The sequence below is a fragment of the Streptococcus sp. HMSC077D04 genome, from assembly GCF_001808785.1.
Taxonomy (GTDB): Bacteria; Bacillota; Bacilli; order Lactobacillales; family Streptococcaceae; genus Streptococcus; species Streptococcus mitis_BX.
Genome location: NZ_KV794547.1, coordinates 161,051 through 173,065 on the forward strand (window position 1 = coordinate 161,051; position 12,015 = coordinate 173,065).

Annotated in this window: 11 protein-coding genes; all 11 read right to left on the minus strand. The window is 35.6% G+C overall.

From position 1 onward, the window contains the following. Positions 1–53 precede the first annotated feature (53 nt). Positions 54–1,106, minus strand: coding sequence for a hypothetical protein (locus tag HMPREF2701_RS07820; protein WP_070482698.1), 1,053 nt, complete (start codon positions 1,104–1,106; stop codon positions 54–56). 8 nt (positions 1,107–1,114) lie between these two features. Next, the gene (locus tag HMPREF2701_RS07825; RefSeq protein WP_061589782.1) at positions 1,115–1,891 is read right to left on the minus strand and encodes a nucleotidyltransferase domain-containing protein; all 777 of its coding nucleotides are present in this window, start codon (positions 1,889–1,891) and stop codon (positions 1,115–1,117) included. A 19-nt stretch (positions 1,892–1,910) separates the two neighbouring features. Continuing rightward, positions 1,911–5,261 (minus strand): DEAD/DEAH box helicase family protein, encoded by a 3,351-nt coding sequence (locus HMPREF2701_RS07830; RefSeq protein ID WP_070482700.1) that lies wholly within the window; start codon positions 5,259–5,261, stop codon positions 1,911–1,913. A gap of 28 nt (positions 5,262–5,289) precedes the next feature. After that, positions 5,290–5,928, minus strand: a complete 639-nt coding sequence (locus HMPREF2701_RS07835) for a restriction endonuclease subunit S (protein WP_261674421.1) — start codon at positions 5,926–5,928, stop codon at positions 5,290–5,292. Further along, positions 5,894–6,859, minus strand: a complete 966-nt coding sequence (gene xerA, locus HMPREF2701_RS07840; protein WP_061589784.1) for a site-specific tyrosine recombinase/integron integrase — start codon at positions 6,857–6,859, stop codon at positions 5,894–5,896. The genes HMPREF2701_RS07835 and xerA overlap by 35 nt, the downstream gene beginning before the upstream one ends. A 121-nt stretch (positions 6,860–6,980) precedes the next feature. After that, on the minus strand, positions 6,981–7,394 hold the full coding sequence (locus HMPREF2701_RS07845) for a type II toxin-antitoxin system death-on-curing family toxin (RefSeq protein ID WP_070482701.1): 414 nt from the start codon (positions 7,392–7,394) through the stop codon (positions 6,981–6,983). Next, positions 7,391–7,627 (minus strand): AbrB/MazE/SpoVT family DNA-binding domain-containing protein, encoded by a 237-nt coding sequence (locus HMPREF2701_RS07850; protein WP_000260607.1) that lies wholly within the window; start codon positions 7,625–7,627, stop codon positions 7,391–7,393. The genes HMPREF2701_RS07845 and HMPREF2701_RS07850 overlap by 4 nt, the downstream gene beginning before the upstream one ends. Before the next feature lie 59 nt (positions 7,628–7,686). Then, positions 7,687–8,778: a restriction endonuclease subunit S gene (locus HMPREF2701_RS10785; RefSeq protein ID WP_083281744.1), complete on the minus strand. Its 1,092-nt coding sequence runs from the start codon at positions 8,776–8,778 to the stop codon at positions 7,687–7,689. Continuing rightward, positions 8,775–9,335 (minus strand): restriction endonuclease subunit S, encoded by a 561-nt coding sequence (locus HMPREF2701_RS07860; protein ID WP_070482702.1) that lies wholly within the window; start codon positions 9,333–9,335, stop codon positions 8,775–8,777. Before HMPREF2701_RS07860 ends, HMPREF2701_RS10785 begins: the two co-directional genes overlap by 4 nt. 12 nt (positions 9,336–9,347) lie before the next feature. Then, positions 9,348–10,841 carry a type I restriction-modification system subunit M gene (locus HMPREF2701_RS07865; RefSeq protein ID WP_070482703.1) on the minus strand — a complete coding sequence of 498 codons (1,494 nt, stop codon included), beginning with the start codon at positions 10,839–10,841 and terminating at the stop codon, positions 9,348–9,350. A 145-nt stretch (positions 10,842–10,986) separates the two neighbouring features. Then, on the minus strand, positions 10,987–11,913 hold the full coding sequence (locus tag HMPREF2701_RS07870) for a bifunctional riboflavin kinase/FAD synthetase (RefSeq protein ID WP_070482704.1): 927 nt from the start codon (positions 11,911–11,913) through the stop codon (positions 10,987–10,989). Between the last annotated feature and the right edge of the window lie 102 nt (positions 11,914–12,015).

Sequence of the window (12,015 nt, forward strand, 5' to 3'; positions counted from 1 at the left end):
TTTTTATTAAATAGTCTATAGTAAGATGTCATTTTTGATGTTTTATAACTTTCTCATGTTGTATAAAAATCTATTGACAAATCGCTATCAGACTCGTATTTTTTCCAAGCTAAGCTAAATCCATAATAATCTTCAAATTCAGGGTGCCAGTCATAATAAAGTGGAATACGACTATATTTTCTTGCAACAACTTCGTCTTCAAATTCTGGAGACTCCCCAGCAGTAATACCAAATTGAAGGCCATTTAGTTCCCAGCTATTGCCCCAAACGTTTTCATCCGAGAGAACATCGATCCATCTCGAGGCATCAATATCAAAATCAGCACACAACTCCAGTTCATAGAATCTTCTACAGTTAATCTCTGAAGGCTTTATATAAAGGGCGCTGGCTACTTGGTACTTTTTATCGCTGACTTGAATCTGTGTGATTTTCATTGGAATAGGGACTCCATTTAATTCTAACCAGAAATAGCCTAAGGGAGTTTTGATAACGTAATATGTTTGCTTAGGCACAGGTTTAGAGTTTTTAGAGCAAGCATCAAAAATTCTTCCAAGATTAATTAAATTTCTACAAACGTTTTTCGAAGTGATTGGATCGAAATATGAATACCTACGAATGACACGTTTTAACTTTTGAACAGGAAAAGTAATATCCTTTGGTAGGGCATGATACTTCTGCACAACTAATGCAGTTTTTTCAGTATTTTCCTTTCCTACTGGGACAATAACAGCATGCCCAATATGGATATTTGGGTCATCGCAGATATAAGTATAGCCATTTGCTCCCTCCTGAAACTCAACAACAACGAGATTTAATTCTTGATCCGGATCAAAGAGAGGCTCGACCTTTTCAACTTCTTGGCGTTCATAAAAAGTAAAGCGATCTCCATCTCCGTCTTCGCCAAAAACCATGAAACTACCGCATTTAGGACACTTCCACATATAAAATGACGCCTCTGAAATGTCTTCATAAGAAATTGAATCATTACCATCTTTTTTATTCATGATTTCTACTAACAACTCATCCGAGTATACTGAATAAGCATTTGAATCGGGCGACCTATGGTCGTTCATCGCTTGCCCGCATTTACATGTCCATTTACCCATAAACAACCTCAGTCATGCCCTAATTCTTCAAGAAAAAATTGATTTAGAGCTTTCCAGTCTTTCTTCACCTCGGTAACACTTTGAACGTATGCATCCAGCTCTTTGATGTTTTTGATGATGTAGTACTGGATTGGCATTATCGGATCAATTTCCATACTTTCGGGACCGTTTATCTTAATGTCAAGTAACCTTGATACATGCTCCTGCATTTGAGAAGGAAGTAATTCTTTGACCAAATCATCAAACAAAATCGGTGGAACAGAATGATATTTTTCAATCCAGCGACAAGCCAAAATAGGACGCAGCGCATAGAAATATTTTTTAGGTTTGACCTTGTCTCCTGAAAGATACTTATTCATTTGAGTTCTAGCAGTATTCAAGTAATGGTGGAGCATCTTTTTCTCAGAAAAATACTGACTAACAAGCGGACGGATACGGTCAATAAAGCCTTCGTCTTGCTGGTAAACGATTGGCGACTGTAACCACTCAAAGAGGGTTGGATTTGACTTATAAAGCAACTTTAAAGCCTTGTCCAAATCCCAGCCACTCACATCCCAAGTATCGTCAATTGGTAGTTCGATGACATCTCGATGATCGTTCAAGCTTAGATAAAAATCTTGCTTGTGCTTGTATACGAAACGCACATCAAAATCACTATCGGGAGACTCAAAGCCCCAAGCACGACTACCAGACTCAATAGCCCACAAAACTGTGACATCGAAATCACGCTCAATTTCTGCTAATTTTTCGGGTACCAGAACATTCATTTCTTCTTGCGTTTGCATGGTAGTTCTCTTTCTATATTCAAGCTACTTCTTCAGCTCGATTATTGATTAAGTCAATTGTTTGGACAATATTCCTCAATACTGGTATTTGATGTTGAAATAGTACTTGTACGGATCCATAAGATTTAAACGGTTCTTGTGTCAGCATTGACTTATCCATATAACCATTTTCAACGACATAATCGACAATCAATTTCACAAAAGAAATTTGCTTAGCATTAAGGCTTTCATCTGACAAGAACTTAGAAAACACTTGATTAGTGGCCTCTCTATTCAAACCAATAATCTCCCGCACCAATCTAGGAATAGCCTTGTTCTCATAGTGCTGCTGATAGTCAGTTTTACTTCCTAATTTTTTCCATAATAGAGTTTCTAATGCTAATAAATCTTGAGGAGTCAACTTCTTGTTATGATACAATTTAGAAATTGCTTCCTCATCCAAATGAGCTTTCAAATAATGCTCAACTTTTTCGTTATAGGATCGAAGATCATTTACCTGCAAATAAGGAGTGGTTTCATATACAGTGGAAAGAATTCGATCTTCAAAATTGACATAATATACTTTTCGGTTCGTTTTATCTAAGAATTGCAATAAATCCCTTAGAGAAAGGCGTATTTTTTCAAGTTCAGACAAGCTTACTTCCCCCCAAAATTCAGGTTCTTGCACTTTCCTGATAATTTCAGCCTGTACAAAGACCTGAGGGATATTGCCAACAGAAGTAAGAGCCTGAGCAGTTTTCATAACTTGAGATATATGAGTCCGTGATGGCTTAGAGGTTAGTTGTCCTACTTGAATTTCTAACATCCATAAATCAAATCGTCTCGCCATTTCATTTTCTTTATCTTCATCAAACATGAGAGGAGATATATGAGTATGAAGATTTTCACATGAAATCGTTGTAAGATTTTGCCAATTTTCTAATTTCTTATAGGTATAAACCATATCTACGACCATACGAACTCTAAAGTCTAACTCATTCAAGCCCTCTACATGACTATGAAGTTCTGAGATGAGTTGCTGACGATACTCTCTTGCAAATGGATCCTCTTGATAGTGAAAGTCTTGCAGTTCACGAATCAAGTCCACCTTGATATTAAACAAACGCTGTGTTAAGGGAACAATATGACGTCCATTTCCTTCTCTCGGATCTGCTTTGAAATATTCAAAGTTGTCACCATAATCAAATACCAAGAAGTTTTCCTTATTCTGATCAGGTCCAAACAAATCTTTACAGAGACGCGTTCCACGACCAATCATCTGCCAAAATTTTGTTTTTGAGCGAACTTTCTTGAAAAAGACTAAATTGACAACCTCTGGGACATCAATACCTGTATCCAGCATGTCAACTGAAATTGCAATTTGAGGATATTTCTCCTTAATTTTAAAATCATCAATCAAGGTCTGATAATGTTTAATACTATAATCAATCACCTGAGCATAGTCGCTCCCCTTTTCAGGATATCGTTTATTAAAAATCTGTCTAATATATTCCGCATGGTGATGATTCTTGGCAAAGATGATAGTTTTTCCAATCTCATCACCCGAAGCCGTCTGAATCCCTCTCGTCATTAGTTCATCTAGAACAATCTCTACTGTACCTTTATTAAAAATAAAGGAATTAAAAGCTCCAGCATCAATGTCTTTTTCTAGACTATCATCTTCAAATTGGCTATCAAAATATTCTTTATCTTCTTGGGATAGATCATCGTAATGAAACCCATCTGTAGGTAATTCTAACTTTGTTTCAATCGAATGATAGGATACCAAGTAGCCATCCTCAACAGCCTTTTCAAGATCATAAGCATAGGTAGGAACACCATTTTCCAAGTTAAAAAATCCATAAGTGTTTTTATCAAGGTCCTGACGAGGTGTAGCCGTTAAGCCTACGATTCTAGCATCAAAATAATCAAAAATGGTCTTGTATTTTTGATAAATAGAGCGGTGGGACTCGTCAATAATGATAAGATCAAAATGACCAACAGTAAAAGGGCGTTGAATGACTTCTTCCTGATCACTAATAGCTCCAATCATGGTCGGATAAGTAGAAAACACCATACGACTTAATCGTGCTCCAGCTTTATCCTCTAAAAAGTTACAAACCGAAAGATCTGGAAGTAGTTTCCTAAATGAATCATAGGCTTGTTTTACAAGAGATGTTCGGTCAGCTAGAAAGAGAACATTTTTGACCCAATTGTGACGTGATAGGATATCAACAAGAGAGACTGCTGTTCGAGTTTTCCCAGAACCAGTTGCCATTACCAAAAGAGCTTGCCTTCGATTGTTAGAAAAAGCCTCACAAACACTTGCAATCGCATGTTTCTGGTAATATCGTCCAGAGATATCGTCTCTGATTTTACTAGAAATATCCTCAAGTGGTTTTTGAAAATGTCGTCTGTCCATCAATAATTGCAATTCTTCTTGAGAATAGAAACCTGCGACCTGGCGACGATTTACACCATCAAGAATGTAGTGCTTGAGGCCATTTGTAATAAAACAAATCGGTTGGTAACCTATTTTTTCCTCTAGCGCTTTAGCATATTCCTTGACCTGTACCTCCCCTACTTCTGGATTAACTGCAGCCTTTTTGGCTTCAATAATTGCTAAAATCTTTCCATTTTTACCATAAAGAACATAATCACAATAACCTGTTCCCGATCCGTGTTTCAGTCCATTAACAGCGACTTCAACTCGACAATTTTCTTCAAATGTCCAGCCTGCTAAGCGTAAATCAATGTCAATAAAGAGTTTTCTCGTCTCAGCCTCAGATAACTGATCGATATGAAAAGAAACCTCTTGCCGTTGAGCAGCAGTTTCACGTTTTTCTGTATAATTTTCTTGAACTTCCAAGGACTGTACAGCCATTTGTTCATGAAAGTCAGGCATAACAGGTAAACTGTCTTGCAGTTCCACCATGGCTTGTGGTGTTTCTCTTTTCTTGACACTCTCTGAAATTGGCAATAACTTCTCGTCAAAAAAACGTTCCACAAACTCGTTACTGTAGCAGTAATCAATAAAATTAACAAACTGATACAAATGATGCAAAGCCAAAATAGCTTCTCGTTCCTTAATCTCTCCGCCATGAGCGGCATGATTACCCCAACGTATCAAGAGAACCATCTGACTATGAAGTTCTGAATCTACGATTTCTCTGAAGTCATCATCCCACACTAATGAAGACAAGGTAGCACGATAAGGAGCTTCTAAATAGGAATCATGGCTATAAATCCAATGAACAGCCTGCTCCAAGGCGCGACGAGCCATGAAAGCTGTCGCTACAGTGGATGTCGCAATCATACTTTCAGCTTCTATACAGGGCTTTGAAAAAGATTTATACTCTTCGTTATTTAAAAGAAAATCAAAATTTCCCATTCTTCTCTCACTTTGAATAAATAGATAGCTATATTATACTAGATTTCAAGCTATTTCTCCACAGTTTTATAACTATCTGACAAGCAAATTGTGATTTGTCGACCTGAGCCACAAAGTCTGCGAATTCATTTTGGAGGGAAAGAGGGGGGAGGATCAGTTCAAAATTTTTAATCAGTTGACCGTTTAAATTAGGTTGATTTCCTCCTCGTCCAAGTTCTCGTAATTCGCTATACCTTAGCATTAATTGATGCCAAATAAAAACTGGATTGTCTATTTTATTTGGAAATATAGCACCACATGCTTGGTTGCTAGTAGATTCAACTTTGAGGATTGCACTTCTTCCTCTTGTTTGTCCTTGACCATACATAGCAATTAAGATTGTATTAACTGGAAAAAGTTTAAGAGATGTATTTTCTAAAGCAAATTTTGTGATTTTTTCCTCAGTTTCCGTAATTTCTTTATTTATTACCTCAGTTGTTTTTACCCAATTAATCGTTCCGCTATCCCAATATAATTTATTATCTCTTGATGGTGTACTTCCACTAGAAAGTTCAAATTTTTCACCTATTTTATATTTGGGGAATAATGTAGTATAAAAATCCCCAAACATCTCGTTAAATCGGGATTTGCATTTAAGAGATGAATTTCTGATGGGAATGTTTGACATTACTTTGGTTGACCATAGCATAGGCTAAGGTTGTGTCAATTTTGCTGTGACCTAGCAGTTTTTGGACTTGCTCGATAGGCATTCCCTTATCAATTGCCTTTGTTGCAAGTGTTCTTCTGAATTTGTGAGGGTGAACTTTTTGGATACCAAGCTTTTGACCTAACTTTCTTAATCGAATCTCAACACCAGCTATTCCGAGTCTCTGGGCTTTTCCAAGCAAGGTAACAAAAAGAGCTGGATGATTATCTTCTCTGCTATTGATATAGTTCCTTAAATGGATTTTCGTACGAGCATCAAAATAAACAGGTCTCTCCTTTTTACCTTTCCCAAATACAACACATTCACGGTTTTCAAAATCAATATCTGAGCGATTCAGTTGCACAAGTTCTCCCACGCGCATTCCTGTTGAAGCTAGTAAATCGATCATTGCTAAATCCCTTAAGTTTTCACAATTGTCTCGCATGATTTCAAGATGTTCATCAGTATAAGTTTCTTTCACAGTTTGTTCGGTCTTAATCTTTTTTATCCGTCGAATAGGATTTTTGATGATATATTCCTCCTGCTCAAGCCAAGCAAAAAACGAAGACAAGATGCGTCGGATATTGTCCAAATTTGCTTTACTGCAATCTTTTTCTGACTGATACTGTGCTAGATAACTTCTCAAATCATCTGTTGTCAGTTGTGTTACAGACTGCTTTATGCTTGTAAATAAGTTTTCAATGGTCCTTTGATAATAACGAATGGTTTTTGCGCTACAACCCTCCACCTGTTTAGCAGTAATAAACAAGGCTAACAAGGAATTATTCGTATACTTCTGTTGATTTACACCACTAAATAAATGTCGCTCTAAACTCTCCCGTAATGCTAGTAATTGTGCATTGTTTAAAAGAGGTAGCATTTCTTGAATGATGATTGTCACTTTTGTTTCCATATTTTCTCACTTTCATTATTACTCATCAATAAAAAGAGGCAATATCAGTTTCTGCATTACAGAATTCTAATATTGCCTGTTCATTTATTTTCTAATACTCATTTAAATCCAACATACTAGATTACTTTTCGACCTTTCCTCTGACAGAATGTTGAGAAACCCATTTAGAGTAGCTTATCATTTTTTCATCAGTTAAAGCTTCTACCGCTATAGTCACACACATATCAACAGCTTCTTCAACAGTTACAGAAAAACGATATCCATTCAACTGTAGAAAATTCACCAAAACGAAGAAAGCAGTTCGTTTATTAGCGTTGGCAAAAACATGCTTCTTGATCAATTGGACAAATAGTATCGTTGCCTTATCAAAAATTGTTGGATAAAGAGGTTTACCGAAGACAAATTGTTCTGGTAAATTGACAATCATATTTAAGGCAGAAGGACTAACTGTTTGAATTTTTTCATTAGGTGAATACCGTTCAATTGCTAGAGCATTGATTTTTTCGATTTGCCTTTCTGTTAGATAGACTGTCATTTTTCCACCAAAGCTTTGAAAACATCATCGTATTCGTCAAAAATTTTGTCCAAATTTAAGTCAAAGGCATCATCAGATACATAAGAAATCTGATGTCCAGACTCTTCGGGAGTAAAGATAATTTCACCACTTGGTAACAATTTCGCTTCGTATTTTACACCACTTGGAATATTGAATTCACTTGGAATGGTGATGGTGATTGAATTTCCTTGTTTTCTTGTTTTTACGACCATCTGATTTCCTCCTTTGAAGTATTATAACAAATAATTACCGTAATTACAATGATAGAATATCAGCCAAAATACTCTTGCATGAGAGATTTTTTCAAGGTTTCCAGTTCTTCTAGTGATTTTTGAATTGCCAATTGTGATTTGTCGACCTGAGCCACAAAGTCTGCGAATTCGTTTTGGAGGGAAAGAGGGGGGACGATATATTTCTGTTTTTCTAATGGTTTTTGAGTTATTTTTGGTTGGCCTGAGAAATCAGCAAATCTACTAAAATCAATTACTTTCATTAATTCTAATAAAAATACAAGGTTAAAATCTAAATTTTTAAACTCTTTGATATATATAGCATTGTCACTTATCCATGCCTTACCGTGAGAAGTTCTTACATTACCACAATATGCACCTACACGACCAATGATAATAGTTGGATTATCAATTAAATAATTTCGACTTTTCCAAGCAATACCATTTCCACCATAGGCAGGGTAACCTTCAAAAACTCTATCATTTTTATCAAGTAATTTTCCACTTGAAAATTTAAAACACTGTTGTCCCGTTTTAACTGCAAACATCTTATCATTATTTAAAGGATCCCCAAACATCTCGTTAAATCGGGATTTTACAAGGTTTGAGAGTAATTTAGATTGATGCCTTCTTTTTAAAATCTGATTATCTAAATTCTCTAACTTTTGTATAATCATTTCTTGAACATCGATATTTTCATGAAACGTAACTTCAAACTCCGAAAATTGAGTTTTATTGATGATTGGTACAACGGGCGCATTGGAAATAAAATCTAAATTAGATTTATTGTATAGCAATAAATATGCTAAATATTTAGATAAAATTAATTCATTCGGAACAATTGCATTAATTTGTTGATTAAATGATAATTCAGATTCAGAAATCATAACTTTTCCAATTACACCTATACAAGTTACTAATACCGAATTTTGAGGGACTATTCTTGCATTGTTTCGTGCATTCTCAGATATATAATTTTTATTCCCTTTTGATGACGAAATTTCATCTATAGTTTTAAAGTCATCTGGTTTTATAAAAGGGATATCATTGCTATCATAAAATTCTAATATTTTTTTACTAGGTGTATTTCCTGTAATAATTTTTCCAAGTTTATCCAACTTCACTTTCTTCACGCAACCACCTCCTCGAAATATCGGGATTTTACGAGTTCTGATAATTCAGATAGTTGTTGTTTACGAGATTCTATTAATTTATCAACACCATCTAATCTCAAAACAATTTGCTGTTGCATAAAAGGCTCGTAATATACAATAGACAAGTTATTCAACTTTGCTTTGTTTAACGTTTTTCCCATCACAGCCCTGTCTGTTAAACTATCAAAATTCATTCCTTGTAGGGCATAGTAAAGATATTCATTAAAAAGCATCTTTTTATTTTTAATCACAAAATTAGCTATTGCTTCGTTTGTGTACATATTTTCAGCAAGAATTCCAACCTTGCCAATAGATAACTTAAAACTCATCACAACTGTCCCTTTTGAAACAATTTGCATTTTTTCTTTTTGGACAGCTTCTTGAGTTATTTTTTCCTTAGTAGTACATAATATTTTCCCTTTCATATCTGAAATGGATAACCAAGGATAGTTACCTCCCCAATATAAAGTTTGAGAACGATTTGGTGTCTTGCCAATTCTTATCTCACAAACTTCCCCCAACTTCACTTTTTTCATACATGCATCTCCCTACTTGAGTAATTCTTCTAACTCTGCTAAGCCAGCTTGAATTTCTTTTTCTAGATCATTGATTTTCTTTAAGATGACTTCTGTTGGTTCATACTCAACTTTTTCATACTCGATTTCTTTGTATTTATTGATAGATAAATCATAATCATTATCCTTTATCTCATCGACTGGAACAAAGAAAGACGGGTCCGTTCTCTGACGTTCTGCTTCTTTTTCAAGTTGATGGAAACGTTGAATAATATCTGGAATATCATTATTACTGATCGGTTGTCGTTTATCATCCAAACTTAAACCATCTGCTTTCATATCGTAAAACCAAACCTTATCCGTGCCGCCATTTCCAGTTTTTGTAAAGATGAGAATGGCAGTTGAGACTCCAGCATAAGGTTTGAAAACGCCACTTGGCATTGAGATTACTGCATCTAACTTATGATTCTCAACAATTTCCTGACGAATTCCTTTATGGGCTTTAGAAGAACCAAAGAGTACACCGTCGGGTACAATAACCGCTGCACGTCCCCCTGGTTTCAAGGTACGCAAGAAAAGGGCAAGGAAAAGCAATTCTGTCTTTTTTGTTTTTACAGTAGCAAGGAGATCATTTGAAGTTGAATCGTAATCAAGTGACCCTTTAAATGGAGGATTTGCTAAAACCAAAGTGTATTTATCTGCTTCTTCATTATCTTGAGATAGTGAGTCAAGATAACTAATTTGTGGATTTTCCACTCCATGCAACATCATGTTCATTGCACCAAGTCTAAGCATAGTTGTATCCGTATCATTTCCATGAAACATATTGTTATGAAAATGGTTGATATTATCTGGATTGGTTTCCCATTCATCTTTCTTACGCTTTAAGTAACGGCTAGCAGAGACTAAGAAACCAGCAGACCCCATAGCAGGATCTGAGATGATATCTTTGATAGTTGGTTGCATCAACTCAACCATCATATCGATGATGTGCCGAGGTGTACGAAATTGTCCATTTTTACCAGCGGTTGACAATTTTGATAGCAGATATTCATAGATATCGCCAATATCATTAATCCCCTGTGTGTCACTATCAAAGTTTATATCTGAACCTCTAGTTGGAAATTCATCTAATATAGAAATCACCTTTTGTAGCGTAGCAGGTTTATTTATTTGAAAGATAGCTTCACGCATATAACGTGAAAAAGCTGTATCGTCAGTATCTCCCTTAAGATTTTTAATAAATGGAAAAATCTCCTGAGTCATTAAACGATAGACTTCCTGAGCATCTCCAATGTTTTTAAAGGTCGACCAACGGTATTCAGGTTTGTATTTTGGAAAAATTCCCTCATAAGGAATCCCTAGAAACTCAGCATCGCTTTCGCGTCCAAGTTCAACACTATCCAAATCCTTCATAAACAGAAGATAAGTCAATTGTTCAATATTTGTTAGAGGATTTGCGTTACCTTCAGTCCAAAGCATTTCCCACAACTGATCAATTTTATTTTTTAATTCACCTGTAATCATATAATCTCTTTTCTTTATTTTTTAAAGTTATTAATATCCCTATTTTAACAGATTTCGAACAAACCTTCAATTAGGTTTATATCTATAAGAATTTTTTCCAAAAATAAAAAAGCAAACACAAAATATGGTTCACTTTTTAAACATCCTACTCTCCATCCTTCCAATTCCGAGCAATTTCTTCATCTTTCTGGAGTTGATCTACCAGTTCTTCAACGGAGTCAAATTTGACCATTTCTCGGACACGGTCTAGCCAGTAAACAATAACTGTTTCACCGTAAATATCATCTGAAAAATCAAAAATATTGACTTCAAAACGTGGCTCTTCTCCATCAAAAGTAACATTTTTCCCGACACTCGCCATTCCACGATATCTTTTACGTTGCACTTCGACATCGACTACGTAAACACCATCTGCTGGCATATAGGTTCGATCTCGTAAAACTAGGTTTGCTGTTGGGTAACCGATAGTCCGTCCACGAGCATTACCATGAACAACCATTCCACGTGATGGTAAAGGAGTACCGAGTAAATAATTAGCTTCCCTGACATCTCCATCAAGAATAGCTTGCCGAATACGAGTAGAACTAATCTTCCCCTTTTCATCCTCAACAGGTGGAACAATGATGATTTCTCCATCAAAATAATCCTTCAGGTCAGCCGCAGTTTTTTTATCAGAACCAAAGGTGTAATCAAATCCTGCTACGATAATAGCGGGTTTTAATGCCCTAACATAGGTATCAAAGAACTCTTGACCCGTTAAACTAGCAAATTTACTACTAAAGTCAAGTAAGAAAAGAGCCTCTACTCCATGCCATTTCATCTTATGTTCCCGTTCTTCATGGCTGACAATATGAAGCATTAATTCTGGCTTGTAAGGTTGCAAAGCAAGCTTAGGGGACTCTGTAAAGGTCATCACGACAACTGGTAGATAATCTTTCATCGAAGCCTTACTAGCTACTTCAAAAAGCTTTTGATGTCCCTTATGAATACCGTCAAAATAGCCTAATACAAGAACTGTTTTATCCGGTACTGCGATGTCTTTTTCATTTTTTATAGGTACTGTTGTAATCATGAAACTATTATATCATAGAGAAAGCCTTTTCGCTAAAAGGAAAGCCCAAATGTCGTTTTTTGCCCCTAAACTGACCTTAAAAAACTTTTCAAAATGTTAGTT